This is a genomic window from Thermodesulfobium sp. 4217-1, from assembly GCF_039822205.1.
Taxonomy (GTDB): domain Bacteria; phylum Thermodesulfobiota; class Thermodesulfobiia; order Thermodesulfobiales; family Thermodesulfobiaceae; genus Thermodesulfobium.
Genome location: NZ_JBAGBW010000008.1, coordinates 55,026 through 75,033 on the forward strand (window position 1 = coordinate 55,026; position 20,008 = coordinate 75,033).

Sequence of the window (20,008 nt, forward strand, 5' to 3'; positions counted from 1 at the left end):
GTAGGTAGTAGGGGTATGTCAAACTATAAGTATTGGGATTTTTGATTTCTCAATCAAGAATCTAGCAATGGAGTGGTGCATAATAGACGCCTCAAAGCCAGTTTTTCTACCCAGCACGATCAGGTCAACATTAAATTTTTTTGCAGCGTTATAAATTTCCATTGAAGGGCTCTCCCCTTCTTGGATTGAAATTTCATCTATAATATCTGGGTCTTTTATTTCTTTTTTTAGCTCATCTACAAGAGCACTAGCCCTTTTATATCCCGCTTCTTCGGCATCAGGGTTAAGGTCAGCAACTTGTGTAGGCATTTCAATAACATGAAAGAGTATTATTTTTGCACCACTTAATTTTGCCAACTCATAGCCTATACTCATAACATCATGTCTTTTAGGCGTCGAATCAACTGCAAACAATATCTTCTTAAACATTACTCCTCCTAAGAAATGATTATATAATTGCAAACCCCTTGAGAATGCTCATTAAGCCAGAAACAGAAAGCAAAATAATTACTAGCCACCTTACAATTCTAGGTTTTGTAAGAGCTAACAATCTGACTCCCACCTGAGAGCCCAGCATCATGCCTACTACTGATGGCACTGCAATAATGGGCAGCACAGCGCCATTGTTTAGGTATATCCAGGCTGCCGATGTATCGGTAATAGATAATAAAAAGTTGCTAGAAGCTACTGATATCTTTAAAGGAGCTCCAAGAACCAGGTTAAAAACTGCCACATTGGCCCAGCCAGCGCCTAAACCAAACATACCAGCAATAAACCCAACCAAAAAAAACAGTACAAGCCCAATGTGAGAATTTTGAATTTGCCAATTAATATTTTTTCTTTGTGTAATTTCATAGTAAATACCGTGTATACCAAGAATCTGAGCAATTTTGTCACGCTTGGTTATCTCAGGGAATTCAGATCTCTTGGATGTAAGAAGCACAAAACAAATTGCAAGAATAACTAATCCTAATGCAATTCTTACTATGTTTTGTGGCAAGGCCAACCCCACCATAGCACCCATAATAGAAGAGATTGATGCAATCAGAGCCATAGGCATACAAAGTCTCAGAGAAGCAAGATTTCTCATCAAAAGTCCAGGACCTGCAGAAAGCGATCCTGCCAAAGCTACCATCAAACCAGCGCCCCTTACAAAATCCATATGAAAAGGAAAAAATGTGCCAAGTATAGGCACGAAAAGGACACCGCCTCCAACACCTGCCAAGACTGCTACAATGCCTAAACCAAAACAAAAAACAAACAAAGACAGTGGCCATATCCACCATGGAATTCCGACCGATGTCTCTTCAGCAAGGATTATATCCTTTGCAGCAAATGCATGTGGTACTAAAAAAAATACAAAAAATAAAAACATAAAAAAGGAAAAAAACAATACTAAATTCTTTGAAGAGTTCACAGTATGCCTCCTATTCTACTTTGAGAAATCCGCTAGCTGCCAAAGCAAGAATGGATATCTCCAATATTACTATAAAAATCATTGCAAATTCTTTCTTCTTAATATATATTGGCAAAACTGTTAAGTAGCACAAAATTGGCACAAAAGCCAAAAAAGTAAGCGCTGCCTTTGCCATCATATCAGATTTAAAAATTAAATTCATCCAACCCCAGCCTGTTTCAATTCCAAAGCTTTCATTAAGCAGCGCAGAATTTTTTACCCATAAGCGCGGCAGCTTATCCAAAGGTATTACGGGAGAAATCAATCCAGAAAGATAGATAAAAAAAGTAAGCAAAATAGAAAAAAGGCCAACTCTTGCCGACCACTTAAGAACAGTAGCGTATTTCTTTTGATCGATTGGCGTTTCAATATTCTGCCCGATACTGCTAGCAGTTTTTTCCATAACCCAAAACTCCCTTCAAATTTATTTGTCTATAAATTATAAGTAATGGCAAAAGCTAATTTTAATAAAGTAAAAACACCTACATGATGTAGTAAATCTTAATGTCAATTATAACATATTCTTATGGAATTTATGTGTTTTAGTTATACATACAAAAAAAATAAAAATCTATGTCGTAAGGGATTTTGCTTACATTAATACAATGCTTTCCCTAATAAAAACTTCATCTTTCCCCAACTATTTTTTTATATAACTAAATTTTATCATTAATACAAATAAAATTTATGAATAAATTTTATAAACGATTCGAGGAGGTGACAGAGTAATTTCGCTCAAAAGAATTTTAGTTAGTAAAGTATAAAAAATTTTAAGGGAGGGAAACAAAAATGTTAAAAGGATTTTTCGGAGGGCTTTATAAGACAGGAGAGTTAATTAATGAGGCTTCAAAGGCTCAGGGGAAGTGGCAGTTGGAGACAAGCAATACGATATTAATGAGGAGAAAGAAATTTTTACTCATATTATTTCTCCCAGTGCTTGCAGGATTGGCGATGCAGTGTGCATTTGCAGCAGGACCGACATATATTGGCGGTGGGCATGCCTATATGCCTGCAGTAGCCACTACTCAAATGCTTTGCGGTATCCTTGTAATCGGTTTGTTGTCAGGCCTAATCACTGGAGTCATAGGAGCTGGAGGAGGATATGTTCTTACTCCTGCGTTAATGACGCTTGGCGTAAAGGGAATTATGGCAGTTGGAACAGATCAATTTGCAATATTTGCAAACGCAATACTTGGAACAACACTTCACAAAAAGTTAGGCAACGTAAACCTTTGGTTAGCAGTATGGTTTGTAGTAGGTTCATTCGCAGGGGTCACTATAGGAGCATCTATCAATAGGCAAATCTATGCGCTAAGTCCAGCTCTCAGCGATGCTTTTATTTCCACAGTTTATGTAATATTGCTCGGAATACTTGGATTCTACTCAACTATGGACTATATAAAGTTAAGAAAGGGACAAAAGGATACCTCAAGAAAGGCGATCATGGATGTTAGAACTGGATTCGCACGCTGGCTTCAAAACATCCCATTAAAGCCAAGAATCAAATTTGATGACCACATATTCGAAGGCGGAATGAGCATATCTGTATACCCAGTTGTTATATGCGGCTTTATAGTAGGTTTTGTAGCAGCGATAATGGGAGTCGGTGGAGGATTCTTGACATTTCCTCTCTTTGTATATGGATTAGGAGTTTCAACCTTTACAACGGTAGGCACGGACATTCTTCAAATAATCTTTACAACAGCCTATTCGTCAATCTTTAACTATGCAATATACGGCTATATCTTTTACAGCATAGCCATAACGATGCTTCTTGGCTCCCTGATAGGAGTTCAAATCGGCGCTATGGTAACAACATTTGTAAAGGGCACAACAATCAAGCTCTTTTATGCACTAACCATATTAGCAGGATTCGTAAACAGGCTTGCAGCACTCCCACCAAGATTATCAGATGCAAATATTATCGCTATAAGCAAGGAAGCTTCAAGTGTCTTAACAATGATTGGAACAGTTGTATTCTTTGGATTGGTAGCGCTATTTGGATTCTTTGTGCTGTATACCTTTTACGCTAACGTAATAATATCAAAGAAGCCAGCCAAGGAAGTTGTCGAATCAAAGAAGATCTCTTAAGAACAAAATACGAGAGGAGTGAAGAAGATGTTATCAAATAAGAATAAGCTTCAATTAGGTCTTATAGGAATAATAAGCTTTATGGCAATGTTGGTAGTATGGCTTAGCCCTGTCGCACCAGGACACCTGACAGGACTTCAGTGGACCGATCAATTTTTCAACGGTCTTACAAAGGCATCAGCTTATCAATATCCAAAAGTGTTCAAGGATAGTGAGCGCTTTATAGGCAAAACATTTAATCTAAACTATCGTGCATCGAATGAAAACGAAGCAAAAATGCTCGAAAAGCTATATACATCCTTTGGCGCAAAGGTTGAAATTCAGGGAACTTCTTTAGCTATTAGCGGAGACTTAGGAAGGGTGTCACAAGGAATACTCTCATATAGCGAGGACTTCTTCAACAATAGAAGAAAGGATATGACAAGCGTATTAGGTTTTGATAGCAAAGACGGACTATATGCTATATATCTATCTCAGCAAGCCCTTGAAAAGTCCTATTTAAGAAACAATCAGGCATCAGAGCTACAATTTGTAAGAGAAATTTTAGAAAGAGCTATAGAGCCAGCCTACAATTTTGACGGAATAGTTGCTGCTGGAGCTCCAAAGTCCGTTGAAGGAGAATATGCCCTGGGCGCCCTTAGAAGTTATCCAAGCATAGAACAAAGCCCTGTTGGGATAAAGGAAATGATAATTCTTAGCGCTTTAATAATATTTTATCTACTATATACCTGCTGGTATGGTTTCTCGCTAATGTACCTATTAGAAGGCGCAGGAGTATCAAAGCTAAGTAAGAAGTCAAGAAAAGAAGCATAGGCAATGTTCAACACAGAGGGCACATCAAATATGTGCCCTCTCAAGAAAAAATCTCATAAAAGGGGTGATGAAGAAGATGAATCCAATATTAATAGTCATAAAAGATATAAAAAACGATAAAAATGTCTTAAAAGGAGGATTCGAAAAGGCGATAGAAGAAGGAAGACCTGCAGTCATAGCTAAGATAATAGAAAAATCAGAGCACCTTGGAGTTTACAACCCAGAAGCAGAGGAATATTTCGTCCAAAAAGCGTGGCAGGAAATCGAAAAGGCGATTGAAGATGGAAGAAGACTAGGAATAAATGCTTATGGAATCGTGAAAATAGGCTTGCTAGAAGAAAAGATAGATGAAGTAGCAAAGGAAGTAAAAGCAAAACTCGTAGTGATTGGGCAAAAGAAATTGAGTGGTCTTAAAAAACTCGTGTTTGGCCACGGCATCACAGAAGAGGGAAGCTTTGAAAACGTTTGTCCGGTATTACTAATAGGGAAAAAATAAGTAACGTCCTTTAAGCAATAAACATTTTTTGTGCTAAAATTATTAAAAAAAGTGGGGGTATTAAGACCTTTAAAAACTTTAATCTGTCAATTTTAAATTTAGCAAAAAAGCCATATCTATTTCTAATAGCTATTTTAATATGCGCATTTTTAGCTTTTTTATGTTTTGTTATGAGGGCAGATTTCAGCTTAGAACCCAGCACATATATTAATCTAAACGAAAGGCTTTCCAATAGCTATTTAGAAAGGGACAAAACCGACATACTAAGGGTGGTGGTCTCGTCGACCCTCAGTCCAAAAGAGACAATTCACACCTATCAGCCTTTGCTCCAATATATCTCAAAAAAAACTGGTCTACAATGCATCCTAATACAAAAAAAGACAAATTTTGAAATCAAAGATTTGTTCAACTCTAAAGCGGTAGATATAGGAATAATAACGGCAAGCGCATATGTCCTTGATCAGGATCAGATGGACATTTTGGCGATACCTGTAATAAATAATGACTTAACTTTTTCATCAGTTATAGTCTCAAACAAAAATAATATAAGAACATTTGAAGATTTAAAAGGAAAATCAATAGCATTTACCGATATCGCATCCTTTTCTGGATATCTTATACCCTTATACTATCTCAGAGAAAATAATTTGGATATAAACTACTTTTCCAATCACATTTTTACATTTAATAGTTCTGACTCTATTCGCGCTCTCTTAGAAAACATCGTAGATGCTGCAGCTTTAAATAGTAAATTTTTTAGAACCTATGTAAAAGAAAACCCTGAAATGTCAGAAAATCTACATATTGTCTGGCAATCTCCAATCAGAATCGGAAACCCGCCAATCGTAGCCAGAAAAAATATAAGTCCCGAGGTTGAAAAAAAAGTTAAAGATGTATTATTAAATATGTCCAACGATCCTGAAGGACAAAGAATTCTCAAAAATATGGGATACGACAACTTCTCCAGACCACAATCATTACTATATTTGCCTATAAAAATGATACTGCGAAAACTCGAACAATGAGCTTAAAAACAAAGATTTTAATTATCAATATATTTTCAATATTTATAATAACTTTAGGGATAGCTTTAGAAATAAAGATCGTACTAACACAAAATCTTGAAGATAGGCTGATTCTGAGGACTAACAACATAGCATCCAACCTCTCGGACAGCGTAATAGAACCACTATTATCAAATAATATTTATTTTGTTCATCAGATCCTTGTGCAATACAAAGAAAACAATCCTGAGGTAAGTTATATAAACATAATAGGCAACCAAAAAGAGGTACTTAGCAGCACCTTTAGCAATGGCTTTCCAAAAGAGCTTTATCTTTTACAAACTAGCGACACAGGGAACAATACAGAGGTATTTTCCTCTGAAATAGGTAAAATTATCGATATTAAATATCCTATTGCAGATGGCTCTTTCGGATATATCCACGTTGGTGTCACAGAAAAAGAGGTTGAAAAAAGAATACAAGAAATAATAGAAACGATTCTTTTGTTTGGTTTCTTTATTAACCTGCTAGCCTCTGTTTTACTTTACAAGCTTACAAATTCAATAACCAATAATTTAAAAAAGCTGACTTTATACGCAAAAAGCATAGCTATTGGCAATAGCGTTTCTCAACCAGATATAAAAGCCGATGATGAGGTAAAAGAACTCTTTACGTCATTCAGGCACATGCTCATGTCGCTGGAAATATCCTCAAAAGAAGAAATAAAACTAATTACAAAGTTAAAAGATGAAGAAAGAAAAAGAGAACTTCTAAAAAAGACTATGGAGACGCTCGAGAAAGAAAGAAAAAGAATTTCGATGGAGATACACGATTCGGTAATGCAAAATCTTGCATCTATAAATATAATGCTAAAGATAATCCAATCAAGGCTAAATCAACAAGAAAAATTAGAAATAGAAAATTTACAAAAATTAATAGAAGATACAATAGAAGAGCTCAGAAACATCGCAAGAAATCTTAGGCCGCCTCAATTAGAAAAATTGGGTTTAAAATCAAGTTTAGAATCTTTTTTTGATGAGATAGAAAAAAGACATAATTTAAAAATAGATTTTGACTTTACAATAAGTGAAGAAAAATTAGATTGGACCTGGTCAATTAACATCTATAGGATAATTCAAGAGGCCATATCCAATATTGTCAAGCACACAAGTGCAGATATCGCCGTCGTTTTAATAAAAGAATTAGATGACAAAATTGAGCTCGAGATAAGAGATAATGGAGAAGGATTTAATGTCGAGGACACCTTAAATAAAAAGGCAACTCGTCTTGGAATAATTGATATGAGAGAAAGGGCAAAAACATATGGAGGCCAATTTAATATAAGTTCCACAAAAGGAGGTGGTACAGTTGTCAAAATCTCTTTCCCAAAACCTAAAAACAATGATATTAGTTGACGATCATGCCATATTGAGAGCAGGTTTAAAGGCATTGATCCAAGAACATCAAGAAAAATTTAACGTAATTGACGAAGCTTCAAGCGGAAAAGAAGCTGTTGAAAAAATAAAGAGACTGCAGCCAGACATAGCTGTATTAGACATTTCTTTGCCAGACTCAAGCGGGTTAGACTTAATAGATTCAATCAAATCCAGCTCTCCAAATACAAAAATTCTTATATTAAGCATGTTTGAAGATGAAACTATGATAGTTAAGGCATTGAAAATGGGGGCAAATGGATTTGTGCCAAAAAGATTGGCTTACGATGAGCTGATTGAAGCTCTTGAAACAATTTCAAACACAGAGGATACTTATATTCCATCATGTCTTGCAAAAACAGTCTTGAGAGGAATGTTAAACAATGAGAAAAAGGTAAAACTCAGTACAAGAGAAAGCCAGGTCCTAAGATATACAGCCTTAGGATATGGAAACAAAGAAATGGCAAACAAACTTAATCTATCAGTAAAAACAATAGAAACCTACAAGCTCAGGATTTCAGAAAAAATAAATGCTCAAAAAAAGTCTGATCTTGTAAAATACGCGATAAAAGAGGGCCTTCTAAAAGAAGAGGAAACAATAGACACATTAAATCATGATGACACATCTCAATAGATGCGCACTTTGTTACAAATAAACTACCCCGATGTGAAAGTTATAATTTCATTATTGATTCTCTTATTTTTACTCTTTGTCTTATCGGCTGGAAAATCTCCATATCTAAAAATAAATAGAGCTTCCAGCGCGATCATTGGTTCATGCTTTATCATAATATTTGGAATTCTAAACTTCGATCAAGCTGTAAGCTCTGTGGATATCAGGACAATAGTAATACTATTCAATATGATGATCCTGTCAGGAAGCTTGAAATTGGCTGGGTTTTTCCCAATGGCAGGTTCATTTCTTATCTCAAACGCAAAAAACAGAATTGCACTGCTATATTTAACTATTTTTATTACAGGAATTTTTTCTATGATAATAATAAACGATATAGTTTGTTTATTGTTTACACCAATAGTTATAATAATATGCTCTAGAACCAAAACCTATCCTATACCATTTTTATTAGGAGTAGCACTTGCATCCAATATTGGAAGTGCATGCTCTTTAATTGGGAACCCACAAAATATAATGATCGCAAATTTGTCCAAAATACCGTTTACAGTATATTTTATTAAAACATTGCCGATAAGTTTGCTTGGATTAATATTGGTTGCAATATTTTTACACATAAGATATAGAGATAGGTTGCCAAAAGAGATTTTGGATACAAAGTATAGAAAGTTTGTCTTTCACAAATACTTAGTTTACAAAAGTATTTTAATTTTGTTTTTTGTAGTGTTAGGCTTTGTGATAAACCTCAATCAAGTTGTAGTTTCTAGTCTTGGCGTTGTGTTTCTAATGTTAACCAGAAGAATAAAATCTGAAAAGCTCATTAAAGAGGTAGATTACAGCCTCCTTCTGACGTTTATCGGACTTTTTATAGTGATAGGGGGAGTTGAAAAAAGTGGGGTTATAAATATATTGGTCAACGATATAGGATATAACCTTTTTAAAAATACAAGTTTTTTCTCATTTTTAACAGCAATACTATCAAACATCATCGGAAATGTTCCGGCAGTAATGATGCTCCATTACTTTATCCCAAATGAAAATGCCAACTACGGCTGGACGATGCTGGCTATCATCTCAACATTGGCAGGCAATCTAACCCTTACTGGCTCGATTGCAAACCTAATAGTTGCTGAAATTGCTAAAAAGAATAAAATTGAAGTAAAATTTTTAGACTATCTGAAAATTGGCTTTCCAACTACGATATTTCTTATACTTTTGAGCGTATTAATTATAAAATAATTAATCAAATCTTCTAAAAAGATCTAAAACCTTGCCAAACAACAAAACAAATAAGATTGTTACAGCGAGTCTTCCAAAGAAGATAACAACAAAGTTTGCTCCAATGGCAACAAATATCGCTGTGTCCTCGATCATTGCGTGAGATAAAACCAAAAAGATATTTATCAGAATAATCTCTTTTGTGCTTATTAAACCCTTTTTTACTTCGTCCATCACAGTACCAGCGCCATATATAAGACCAAATATAGACCCTGCAGCCAATGGTATGGCAGAATTTTTTGAAAAACCGAGATATTTAATAATATTTGCAACATTATTGCAAAATCCATCCCAAAATGGACTCCTCTTGAAGGTCTCTATAAAAATCATAAGGGGGATGACTATCATAGTAATAGTCAAAAGGGTGCCCAAAGAACCGAAAACAGCCTCTTCTAAAACTTCAATCATCTTAGAACCATATTAAGCAAAAGGCCCGCAAGAAAAGACGTTAAAATCCTAAAAATTGTTATAAAAAATGGATTAACGCCTATCTTAGAACAGATTGCCCCCTCCAAAATAAGGCTGTGAGCTATCAAGACCATTATTGCAAGAATCGTTATCTCTCTTGAATTAAGACCCAGGCCAACAATAACTCCCACAGCAGAATATATATTTAAAAGATAGCCCGTTATTAAGACCAAGGAAGCATCGCCCGGGAGACCAAAATACTTCATAAATGGAGAAAAGATTGTGTCAAGATAATACATAAGAGGAGTGGCCTTAAGAATTGTGACCAAAAAAAATACAGGCACAACTATCTTTGCAAGATTTAGAGTTGTGATAATCCCCTTATGAAAGCCAACCTTTATGCCGTCTAAAAGATAGCTGTTATCCATGTGTATAATTATATCAAACAAAATTATTAAAGGACTCCCTATTAGAGAGCCAAAGTATATAATATTTTTATATACACTTATTAGAATTGGAGAAAAAAATGAAAATAATACATATTTTTTCAGGTGGCTTAGACTCTACTACCCTTTTATATTATCTATTAGACAAGGGACACAATGTTAAAACAATAAGCTTTTTCTACGGTCAAAAACACAAAAAAGAGCTGAAATGTGCGCAAAATATTTCTAATATATTAAATATAGAAAATAAATTGATTGATTTGGGATCTTTAAAGACAGTTTTTGGAGACAGTTCTTTAACGAGCGACTTAGATATACCTGAAGGAAGCTACGACGATTCCAATATGAGATCTACTGTAGTGCCAAATAGAAATATGATATTTTTGTCTATCGCAATCTCGTATGCAATATCCTCAAATTTTGAAGCAGTGTCATTGGGAGCTCACGCAGGCGATCACGCAATATATCCAGACTGCCGATCTATATTTATAAAAAAAATGAACGACGTCGCAAAGGTATGTGATTATAAAAAAATCTCAATATGTGCGCCTTTTTTAGACCTTAAAAAGCACGAAATAGTAAAAATAGGGCTAAAATTAAAAGTTCCCTATGAGTTGACATGGACATGCTATAAGGGAGGAAAAAGACCCTGCTTGAAGTGTGGTTCATGCTCAGAAAGATTGGAGGCATTCGAAAAAAACAATGTAAAAGATCCTCTAATCTTTATTTAGACTCTTTTTTGCCTCTTCCACTACACGGTGGACATCAGCTAAACATCAAGTCCCCTTTGGGTTGTTTAGATGGCAAGCACATTGACCGTCTTTCTTTTTGCTTACTATGAATTGTTGAATCTTAGAAACGCCATTGTGCGATATTACATCTTCTTTAATCTCATCATCAGTAAAACCAAAGCAATAACAAATAGTTTGACTCATAGTTCACCACTTTTCTAAAATATTATTATTTTTATTATAATATAAATATAATTATAAATAAATAAAGGAGGTGTTGTCCGTGATTATAAGATGATTTTGAAATAAAGCCACTGATAGATACGTAGTTTACGTATCAAAAAACTCTAAATCAAAGGAGAAATGTTATGGACAACACCGAAATGTACCAATCACTTGACATAGATCTAAAGGCTCACGACACCCTAATGGGAGCTCTTCCAGTATTATTTCAAGAATGTTTTCTAAACAAGGAACAAGATCTGAAAGGTCTTTCATACTTTTATTCAGTGGTTGCAGACATACACGGAGCAAGAGTAAAAGAACTAATAGAGCACAAAAATAAGGGCCCAGTCATTGGATCATTTTGCATTTACGTGCCAGAAGAAATAGTTTTAGCAGCATGTGGTCAATTGGTAGGACTTTGTGCAGGAGCTGACTTTTGGGTTCCATACGGTGAACAGATAGTGCCAAAAAATCTGTGCCCATTGATAAAAGCGGGTATTGGAGCAAAATATTCAAGAACCTGTCCATATTTTCAGGTAGTAGATTTGTTAATAGGAGAAAATACCTGTGATGGCAAGAAGAAGGCATGGGAAATATTTTCTGATATGGTTGATATGTACATTATGGATATGCCAAACAAAAAAAGCGATGCTGGGTTAAAGCTTTGGCAAGAGGAAGTATGGAATTTATGCAGTTTTCTTGAAAAAAAATTTAGCAAATCTATTAATTTTGATTCCCTTCTAAACGGTATCCAAAAGGTAAACGCAAAAAGAAACGCACTGAAAAGGCTCTATAACACAAGGAAGCTCTCCCCTTCTCCAATATCAGGAATAGACGCCCTATTGGTTACTCAAATAGGCTTTTATGATGATATAGAAAGATACACAAAGATGGTAGAAGCATTAGCCCAAGAATGCGAAGAGAAGGCATCATCAAATTCGCAAAACAAGAACAAAAAAAGAATATTGGTTACCGGTTCGCCAATGGTAGTGCCCAACTGGAAGATTCATCACGTAATAGAAACAAGCGGCGCTGATGTGGTAGTTGAGGAAAATTGCACTGGCACAAGATATTTCAAGGACAACGTTTCGATAGAAAATGCATCAAGCAAGGGAGATTTGCTCAAGAACATATCAGATAGGTACATAAATAACATAAATTGTGCGTGTTTCTCACCAAATAAAGGCAGAGAGGAAGACATATTAAGCCTTTGCAAGGATTATAGAGTTGACGGTATTGTGTATGCCTCCCTTAGCTTCTGTACTACATATATGATTGAGGCAGAAAAAATAAGAAAGACAGCAAAAGAAAATAATATACCTATGATTACAGTAGAGTCAGATTATTCGTTTGGAGACCTTGGGCAACTTAGAACAAGAATAGAGGCTTTTGTAGAAAACCTATGAGTATACTCGGTTTGGATATAGGCTCAAGAAGTATAAAATGGGTTCTTTATGACAAAGGTTCAAATTCTATCTTAGAAAAGGGGATATTAGATAGCACCCCTGCCAATCTTGAAAGGATAGAGGGTATCATCCCCCCTTTCGATCAAATTGGTCTTACCGGTTATGGCAGGCATAATTTAAATAACGTCCTAAAAGTAAAATCCCCAAAGATAGTCTCAGAGATAACTTGCCACGCTAAGGGAGCAAGATACATAGAACCAGAAAGTTATTATCTCTTAGATATCGGCGGACAGGACACAAAATTTATAATGGTAGATAAGTCTGGAAAAATTATAGATTTTAAATTAAACGACAGGTGTTCGGCTGGAACAGGCAGATATATTGAAAATATGGCAAAAATATTAGATGTAAAAATCCAAGACTTTATAGACATGGCCGTTAGATCAGAAAAGCCATCCAATATAAACTCGATGTGTACTGTTTTTGCAGAAAGCGAAATAATAAGCTTGATTCATTCCAGGGAACAGATAGAAGACATTGCTGCGGGAGTGATAAAATCTCTAATATTCAGAACAAAAGCTTTGATTGGAACAAATAAGACAGACGAAAGCATATTGCTTTTAGGGGGGCTCTCAGAATTGCAGAATATAGAAATTTTATTCGAAAGATTTGATTTAAAAATCAAAAAAAAATCACTCTCAAGATACACGGGTGCCCTGGGAGCAGCACTGATTTTAGTCGACTAAATAAGTAGTTTAATAAAACTCACCCCTATTGACATTTTATCATAAAAAATTTATTATTATGAAAAATAAACAATAGGGGTGAAAAAATGCAAAGAACTGGTTTTCCATCTCCTGCAAGAAATTACGAAAAGCTTGATTTAGATTTAAACAGGTTGATAGTGGATAGCCCATCTTCAACCTTTTTCTTTAAGACAAAAAAGGATTATAAAGACCTGGATCTAAAAAGTGGCGACATCATAGTGGTCGACAGATCAAAACAGCCAAAGAGCTCGATGTTATCGGTTGTTTTATTGGATGGGCACCTTGCAATAAAGGATAGCTCTGACCTAAAGCCAGAAATAGAAATATTCGGCAAGATTACCTATGTCATTAGAAAACTTTGAAAGTTTTTTCGCGCTAATAGATTGCAACAACTTTTACGTGTCTTGCGAAAGATTGTTTAATCCAAGTCTACTAAACAAACCTGTCGTGGTATTGTCAAACAATGACGGTTGTATAATCGCAAGATCCAATGAAGCAAAGGCATTAGGAGTAAAAATGGGCGCTCCATACTTTCAAATAAGGGGTTATTTAGAAAGAAACGGGGCTGTGGTTATTTCATCAAATTATGAAATATATGAAGACATATCAAAAAGGTTTATAAACATAATAAGATCCAAAATATGTTTCGTAGAAGCATACTCAATAGATGAGGCATTCATAGAATTAAAGGGGATATTGAAAAAGAAAAGATTTGAATTTTGCAAAGAGCTAAAAGATGAAATATATCGTCTTATAGGCATACCTGTCTCGATAGGCATAGGGAGAACAAAAACCCTTGCAAAGGTTGCAAACAAGATAGCCAAAAGACACAAAGACCTAAATGGCGTATTTGATATAACTGACAATGAAGAGGGGGCCTTAAGAAACTTTGAAGCAAAAGACATTTGGGGGATTGGCAAGAGCAAGGCTAATTACTTGAAAAGCATAGGCATACAGAATGCCTTAGAATTATCAATGATAGACGACTCATTTGCCAAAAAATCTCTTAGCATAAAGGGGTTGGCTACAGTACTCGAGCTGAGGGGGATAAAGTGTATAAAGCTACAAGAAGAAAGACCCAAACAAAAAGAAATAATAGTATCAAGATCTTTTGGAACCGATGTTGATAACTTCAAAAGCTTAAGAGAGAGCGTGTCTTACTTTGCGATTACTGCTGTAAATAATATGAGAAGCTTAGATTTATATGCCAAAACTCTATTTGTTTTTATAACGTCAAGCCCATTCAAAGAGAATTTTTGCTCTTATCAAAAAGAAGTTAACTTCGATTTCTATACGCAGGATGTATTTCTTATATTAAATGCGGCCGAAGACTGCCTAAATGATATATTTAAATGCAACGTAAATTACAAAAAAGCGGGAGTTATATTAAAAAACCTATCGACAAGACAGGCCGCATTGGGAAATTTATTTACAAGTTTAGAAGACGAAAATAAATACAATCTTATGAGGTCTATCGATCTGCTGAACAAGAAAATAAAGAAAGACGCAGTTTTCTTCGCAGTTGAAGGAGTAGATAAAATTTGGCAAGCAAGAAGGGATCACAAAATAGCTAACCTAGCAAGTGAAATAGACATTATTTAACAAGATGTAAAAAATTCTTGGTATGTTACAATATACAAGCCTATGTCAAGAATTATAAGATGAGGGAGGAGAGAATTAGATGGATTTTTTACTTGCAATTAGTCCAATTGTACTTATTCTTTTAGGAATGACAATTTTTGCAAGATCGGGTTTTCTAATGTCAGTAGTAGCATGGATTTTCACGTTTTTCTTAGCACTTATTTTTTTTAAAACTCCATTCGACATTTGTTTAAACGCTACAATATTTGGCATCTTAAAATCTCTAAGCATTTCATTAGCGGTATTTTTTACTATGTTATTGATTTTCATAATGAAAATAACAAAGGCACTTGATTCAATTGCATACAGACTTAAGAGTACATGCAAAACAAAAGAAGAACAAATAATGTTCTTAGGGCTTGGTTTTGGCTCTCTTGCAACTTCTTTGGGCGTGGTAACCCCTGCTCTATTCCCACCGCTTCTCCTTGCCCTTGGATTTAGCCCGGTTACGTCTATAGCAATATCAGTTCTCTGTTACGATCCGCTAACATCATTTGCCCTTTTATCTATCCCGATAACAGTGCCTTCAGAAGTCGCATGGCAGGCATTCAAAATTCAACCTCAGGGCATAACAAATCTTGAAAACTTTATAAACTCATTTACATTAAACATATCAATATTTTTGCCATTTATTTCAGTAGGCTTTGCGTTTGTAATGCTATATTTTGTTGACGGAATAAAATCTATAAAAAAAGGATTTCTCAGCGCTCTCCTAAGTGGCTTGGTGCTTGGACTTAGCTGTTTGTTTTTTTCTATTACGAAGATATTTCCCGTTCAAATAATAGGAACGCTTTCAGGTTTCGTAACTATGATTTTCGTACTCATATATCAAAAAATTACAAACGCTCAAAAGGAAGCAGTCGAAGAAGAGAAAAAGCCAGAGATGTCACTTTTAAGAGCGGTATCCCCATGGATATTACTCTTTTCATTTGCGCTGATCACCAACCTTCCAGGCAACAGCAAGTTTTTATCAGATTTGCCTGGAAAATATGAAATAATACCCCTTTATAAAAATCAGCTGGTAGACCTTAACGTATTGTCATCTATATGGTTTTGGATAATGATAACAGCAATATTATCAGTCTTTTTGTTAAAACCCACCAAAGATCAGCTCTCTTCAACTATAAAATTATGGCTAAAGAGATCCTTTTCCCCTTTTGTAGCATATTCTATATGCTTTTCAATCGCAATGATAATGGCATGGTCAGCTATGTCAAATAATTCTGGAGTGTTAGTACCAGGTACTTACTACTCATCTTTTAATATGGATAGAATTATAGCCATCAAGATAGCAATGCTTTCAGGAGTAGTGTTCACTACGCTAATACCATATCTTGGACTAATAGGCTCGTTCATAGGAGGTTCAGAAACAGCTTCAAACGTATTCTTTGCAAAAATACTGTATGAATCTGTAAAGAGCGTCGGTTATGAAAATTATTTTATGATAATTTTTGGCGCACACGCGGTAGCAGGAGGAATTGCCTCAGCCATAACTCCGGCCAAGATTACTAACGCAGCTATGACAATAGGATGCAGCGGAAAAGAAGAATCAGAATTTATGAAAAAAGCCATATTGCCAGTTATAATTGGCACTTTTTTAACAGGAATAATTTTAACTATATTTATAGCTTTTAGTGTTAAATAATAGAAATAAAGCCTCCATTAGATCTAATGGAGGCTTTATTGTGAAAAAATACTGAATTATTTTCCTATAACAGGTATCAGGTTTGGAAATACATAAGCATACATCAAGCCAACAAGTCCTACTAAGATTGCAAGCAAGAAACTGTGGACAAGAGCCGACCTAAACAAAGGTCCGAAAGACTCCTCTGCTACTTTTCTATCGGTAAACGTAGCGGCCAAAGCAACGACAATTGACTGTGGGCTTATCATCTTGCCCATTACGCCACCGGCACTATTAAGCGCTGTAGATAAAATTGGATTTATGTGTAATTGTTCTGCAGTAATCTTTTGAAGGTTGCCAAAGAGCGCATTCGAAGACGTGTCTGAACCTGTCAAGAATACACCTAAGTATCCCAACATAGATGAGAAAAACGGAAAAGCTGAACCAGTAGATGCAAACGCCAATGCAAGTTGTACATCCATACCAGCATATTTATAAAGAAATGCTATCCCAACAATTGAAGGCACGACTATAAATGGTGCTTTCATTCTATTGAAGGTTATTGTAAAAGACTCTCCCCATTGTGAAGGAGATAGCTTTAGCCACAAACCAGAAAGAATAGCTGCAAACAAAATGCCTGTACCCGTAGCGCTAAGCAGTGGCAGGACAAAGACTGCATCCTTTAGGACTGTAGGCTTGGGCACTACAGGTGGAATCTTTGTAACGAGGCCATTTAAGCCCTCCATTGGGAACTTGAAAACAAGCATTGAACCAAGAACTTTTGATATTGATGGGGTTCCCCACATAATTATTATAACAACCAAGATTAGCCATGGCACCCAGGCATAGAAAGTTTCGCCAATCGAGTAATCCTTGGTAGCATTCTTTGCCCAATCTGCCATCCAAACGTTCTTTGGGGACCAAAAACGAAGAAATATTGCAAGACATGCAATAGAAACAATACCTGCAAGAATGTCAATTAATTGAGGACCAAGATGCTGAGCTAAAAAGTATTGAGTTAGAGCAAAGGATATTCCTGACACAAATGCAGCAGGAAATACTTCAAATAGATCTGACATACTCTTCTTCTCAAGTAAAATTACATAAGTAAACATAATCCAGAATGGAATTATAAATGAGAAGAATGGCAAAATTCTTCCTACCATTGCAGTCATATCGTTTACTGGCAATCCTGTTACCGAACCCATTATGATCATTGGAATACCTACACCGCCAAATGCGACAGGAGCAGTGTCTCCCAAAAGGCAAAGAAGAGCAGCTTCAAGAGGTGCTATTCCCATTCCCACCAATATTGCCGCACATACTGCGACAGGAGTTCCAAAGCCTGCAGCACCCTCAAGGAATGCTCCAAAACCGAAGGCAACGATTAAGACCTGAACTCTCTTGTCCTGAGTAATCTTCATAATGCTGTGACGCATAACGTCAAAAGATCCGGATATTACTGTCATTGCATAAAGGAACAAAACTGTTATTACTATCCAACAGATTGGATACAGACCAATAAGTGCGCCTAAGAACCAAGCAAGAAATGCCTGAGTCGCTGGCATTCTAAAAACACCCACGGCAATAATAAGAGCTACTACTGCAGCAGTCACAGTTGCAAATCGCGCATCAACTCCAAGCTTGCTTCTCCCCTGAGAATCTTTCCCTGGATGCAGCGCTAACAAGTAAAGCAAAATAATCAAAGGCAAAGCAGCACAAAAAACTGATAGTGCAAAATTGTTTAGTGGATCATAATTCTGTACGAACATAAATTACCCCCTTATATTTTTTATTGAAACCATAAAAACTACTAATGTATATCACCGCCCTTCTTTTATCTAAGCCATTTACTTGCCTTTGGCATTTTATTATATTTGGTATACAAGAGAAAATCAAGAACAAATCAATATTAAGAATTGCTTGACAATTCAAATAATTGCGAAAATACTTCATTATAATAATGTTAATTTAAAGTCATTTAGATATTCATCTATTTTTATAACTATAAAATATATTAAAAGAAAATTTTATTAACTTTTCAAATATATTACAAAGAAAGTTTGCGCAAAAATGACGATATAAATAATAAACCTATAAGATTGGTAAAATTAATTTTATAATTACAAATATATAAATATATGGTATATTACTTTTAAAAAGATATATAATTATGATAAAAATTTTAAGTTTTTAAGGAGGGCCAAAATGGTCAGCGATAATGAAAGAAAGCTTTCTAAATTTAGCTTTGGAAAGTTATGGAATACCATAGGTTCAAGATTAACGTTATCAATAATTCTGATTATTGTAATTTTAGGTGTATCCGTTATGCTCGTTTCAGACTACGTAATCAAGCAAAGCGTAAAAGATCAAACAATTGCTGCAATGCAAGAGACCACAAAGGATTCAGTCGCAGGGATAAACAACTACGTAACAAATAGAATTGAAGCTCTTCAAAATCTTGCAAAAAATCCATCATTTCAAACTAATGATCCAAAAGTGATAACAGATACCCTAAAATCGGTCTATCCGATGTTTCCAGAAGCCGAGCTTATATTCTTTGCTAAGACTGATGGCAGCTACATTACCGATACAGGACCAGCCAATGCGAACTTATCAGATAGAGACTATTTCAAAGAGGCTATGTCCACCGGGAAAACCGCAGTATCATCTTTACTAATATCCAAAAGCACTGGGAAAAAAATATTTGTAATTGCTGTACCCGTATTGGATCAGTCAGGTAAAACAATAGGTGTCATTGCGGATGCCGTAAGGGCTGATGCCATAGATGAAATGATATCAAATATAAAGTTTGGCAAATCAGGATATGGTTTCTTGCTCGATAAGAGCGGTCTTTTTGTAGTACATCCTCTTAAAGAAATGGTTATGAAAGAAAATATTACAAATGTTAGCAAACTAATAACTCCATCACTTGCTGAACTTGGCAAGAGAGTAGTAAGCGAGTCCACAGGATATGGCACCTATAGTTTTCTTGGACAGGACAAGATACTTGTTTGGGATAGAATTCCCTCTACTGGGTGGATATTATCAATTCCTGTTTTGTTTTCAGATTTCTACTCGGGACTTTACAACCTTCTCATAATTATACTTATAGCCATAATAGTAATATCTATAATATCTCTCATAATATTTAAGTTCATATCAAAAAGCATTACAAAGCCTCTTTCAGAGATAGTGGAAGTAAACAAGAAGATTTCAGAAGGAGACTTAAATGTAGATATAAATACCAATTACTTTGGTGAACTAGGACTTCTTTCACAGAGCACCAAGAAGATGGCAGAAAATACAAAGTCTGTAATACAGAGTCTAAAAAACCTTGTGTCAGACTTACAGAGCACATCTGAAAGGGTAAAAGAAAACGCAACTATATTGTCTCGTTCATCAGGAGAAGTTTCTCAGGCAGCTTCGAATACAGCACATGGAGCAGAGGAGATATCAAAGATAGCTCAGACGCTCTCTAATAAAGTAAACACCTTCTCAAGCACTACTCAGGCAATTGCAAAGGGAGCAGAAGAACAGGCAAACAATACAGAG

21 protein-coding genes are annotated in these 20,008 nt (G+C 35.4%); 14 read left to right on the forward strand and 7 right to left on the reverse strand.

From position 1 onward, the window contains the following. Window positions 1-18: 18 nt before the first annotated feature. The 3 genes from V4762_RS04570 to V4762_RS04580 are packed head-to-tail and all read right to left on the reverse strand — an operon-like array spanning window position 19 to window position 1,859. Window positions 19-429, reverse strand: coding sequence for a universal stress protein (locus V4762_RS04570; RefSeq protein WP_347314598.1), 411 nt, complete (start codon window positions 427-429; stop codon window positions 19-21). A 19-nt stretch (window positions 430-448) separates the two neighbouring features. Continuing rightward, complete coding sequence (locus tag V4762_RS04575) at window positions 449-1,375, reverse strand: sulfite exporter TauE/SafE family protein (protein ID WP_458646939.1); 927 nt, start codon at window positions 1,373-1,375, stop codon at window positions 449-451. A 52-nt stretch (window positions 1,376-1,427) separates the two neighbouring features. Then, window positions 1,428-1,859 (reverse strand): hypothetical protein, encoded by a 432-nt coding sequence (locus tag V4762_RS04580; protein ID WP_347314600.1) that lies wholly within the window; start codon window positions 1,857-1,859, stop codon window positions 1,428-1,430. A gap of 386 nt (window positions 1,860-2,245) precedes the next feature. Here V4762_RS04580 and V4762_RS04585 point away from each other — a divergent pair, with 386 nt between their 5' ends. From V4762_RS04585 to V4762_RS04615, 7 genes are all read left to right on the forward strand, one after another. Beyond that, window positions 2,246-3,547: a sulfite exporter TauE/SafE family protein gene (locus V4762_RS04585; RefSeq protein ID WP_347314601.1), complete on the forward strand. Its 1,302-nt coding sequence runs from the start codon at window positions 2,246-2,248 to the stop codon at window positions 3,545-3,547. Between the two features lie 27 nt (window positions 3,548-3,574). Then, window positions 3,575-4,360: a hypothetical protein gene (locus V4762_RS04590; RefSeq protein ID WP_347314602.1), complete on the forward strand. Its 786-nt coding sequence runs from the start codon at window positions 3,575-3,577 to the stop codon at window positions 4,358-4,360. A 76-nt stretch (window positions 4,361-4,436) separates the two neighbouring features. Further along, window positions 4,437-4,856, forward strand: a complete 420-nt coding sequence (locus V4762_RS04595) for a universal stress protein (protein ID WP_347314603.1) — start codon at window positions 4,437-4,439, stop codon at window positions 4,854-4,856. Between the two features lie 170 nt (window positions 4,857-5,026). Further along, the gene (gene phnD / locus V4762_RS04600) at window positions 5,027-5,881 is read left to right on the forward strand and encodes a phosphate/phosphite/phosphonate ABC transporter substrate-binding protein (RefSeq protein WP_347314604.1); all 855 of its coding nucleotides are present in this window, start codon (window positions 5,027-5,029) and stop codon (window positions 5,879-5,881) included. Further along, window positions 5,878-7,275 (forward strand): sensor histidine kinase, encoded by a 1,398-nt coding sequence (locus V4762_RS04605; RefSeq protein WP_347314605.1) that lies wholly within the window; start codon window positions 5,878-5,880, stop codon window positions 7,273-7,275. Before phnD ends, V4762_RS04605 begins: the two co-directional genes overlap by 4 nt. After that, window positions 7,229-7,927 carry a response regulator transcription factor gene (locus V4762_RS04610; protein ID WP_347314606.1) on the forward strand — a complete coding sequence of 233 codons (699 nt, stop codon included), beginning with the start codon at window positions 7,229-7,231 and terminating at the stop codon, window positions 7,925-7,927. Before V4762_RS04605 ends, V4762_RS04610 begins: the two co-directional genes overlap by 47 nt. Window positions 7,928-7,936: 9 nt before the next feature. Then, window positions 7,937-9,166: an ArsB/NhaD family transporter gene (locus tag V4762_RS04615; RefSeq protein WP_347314607.1), complete on the forward strand. Its 1,230-nt coding sequence runs from the start codon at window positions 7,937-7,939 to the stop codon at window positions 9,164-9,166. On the opposite strand, the gene V4762_RS04620 is transcribed toward V4762_RS04615, so the two are convergent. Together V4762_RS04620 and V4762_RS04625 are read right to left on the reverse strand one after the other, a co-directional pair. Continuing rightward, the gene (locus tag V4762_RS04620; RefSeq protein ID WP_347314608.1) at window positions 9,167-9,613 is read right to left on the reverse strand and encodes a nucleoside recognition protein; all 447 of its coding nucleotides are present in this window, start codon (window positions 9,611-9,613) and stop codon (window positions 9,167-9,169) included. After that, window positions 9,610-10,062: a nucleoside recognition domain-containing protein gene (locus tag V4762_RS04625; RefSeq protein ID WP_347314609.1), complete on the reverse strand. Its 453-nt coding sequence runs from the start codon at window positions 10,060-10,062 to the stop codon at window positions 9,610-9,612. Before V4762_RS04625 ends, V4762_RS04620 begins: the two co-directional genes overlap by 4 nt. A 77-nt stretch (window positions 10,063-10,139) precedes the next feature. On the opposite strand from V4762_RS04625, the gene queC reads away from it, so the two are divergent. Next, window positions 10,140-10,790 (forward strand): 7-cyano-7-deazaguanine synthase QueC, encoded by a 651-nt coding sequence (gene queC / locus V4762_RS04630; RefSeq protein ID WP_347314610.1) that lies wholly within the window; start codon window positions 10,140-10,142, stop codon window positions 10,788-10,790. A 45-nt stretch (window positions 10,791-10,835) separates the two neighbouring features. On the opposite strand, the gene V4762_RS04635 is transcribed toward queC, so the two are convergent. Continuing rightward, entirely contained in the window at window positions 10,836-10,994 is a 159-nt protein-coding gene (locus tag V4762_RS04635; protein ID WP_347314611.1) for a bacterioferritin-associated ferredoxin, read from the reverse strand. Between the two features lie 164 nt (window positions 10,995-11,158). On the opposite strand from V4762_RS04635, the gene V4762_RS04640 reads away from it, so the two are divergent. The 5 genes from V4762_RS04640 (at window position 11,159) to V4762_RS04660 (ending at window position 16,474) form a co-directional block, all read left to right on the forward strand. Further along, window positions 11,159-12,421 carry a double-cubane-cluster-containing anaerobic reductase gene (locus V4762_RS04640; protein WP_347314612.1) on the forward strand — a complete coding sequence of 421 codons (1,263 nt, stop codon included), beginning with the start codon at window positions 11,159-11,161 and terminating at the stop codon, window positions 12,419-12,421. Continuing rightward, the gene (locus V4762_RS04645; protein WP_347314613.1) at window positions 12,418-13,167 is read left to right on the forward strand and encodes an acyl-CoA dehydratase activase; all 750 of its coding nucleotides are present in this window, start codon (window positions 12,418-12,420) and stop codon (window positions 13,165-13,167) included. The genes V4762_RS04640 and V4762_RS04645 overlap by 4 nt, the downstream gene beginning before the upstream one ends. Before the next feature lie 86 nt (window positions 13,168-13,253). Continuing rightward, window positions 13,254-13,550, forward strand: coding sequence for a S24/S26 family peptidase (locus V4762_RS04650; RefSeq protein ID WP_347314614.1), 297 nt, complete (start codon window positions 13,254-13,256; stop codon window positions 13,548-13,550). Next, complete coding sequence (locus tag V4762_RS04655) at window positions 13,531-14,790, forward strand: Y-family DNA polymerase (protein WP_347314615.1); 1,260 nt, start codon at window positions 13,531-13,533, stop codon at window positions 14,788-14,790. Before V4762_RS04650 ends, V4762_RS04655 begins: the two co-directional genes overlap by 20 nt. A gap of 79 nt (window positions 14,791-14,869) precedes the next feature. Beyond that, entirely contained in the window at window positions 14,870-16,474 is a 1,605-nt protein-coding gene (locus tag V4762_RS04660) for an L-lactate permease (protein WP_347314616.1), read from the forward strand. A gap of 56 nt (window positions 16,475-16,530) precedes the next feature. Here V4762_RS04660 and V4762_RS04665 read toward each other — a convergent pair whose 3' ends face one another. Continuing rightward, complete coding sequence (locus V4762_RS04665; RefSeq protein ID WP_347314617.1) at window positions 16,531-18,225, reverse strand: L-lactate permease; 1,695 nt, start codon at window positions 18,223-18,225, stop codon at window positions 16,531-16,533. A 436-nt stretch (window positions 18,226-18,661) separates the two neighbouring features. Here V4762_RS04665 and V4762_RS04670 point away from each other — a divergent pair. Continuing rightward, the coding region (locus V4762_RS04670; RefSeq protein WP_347314618.1) for a PDC sensor domain-containing protein at window positions 18,662-20,008 on the forward strand (1,347 nt) is incomplete at its 3' end.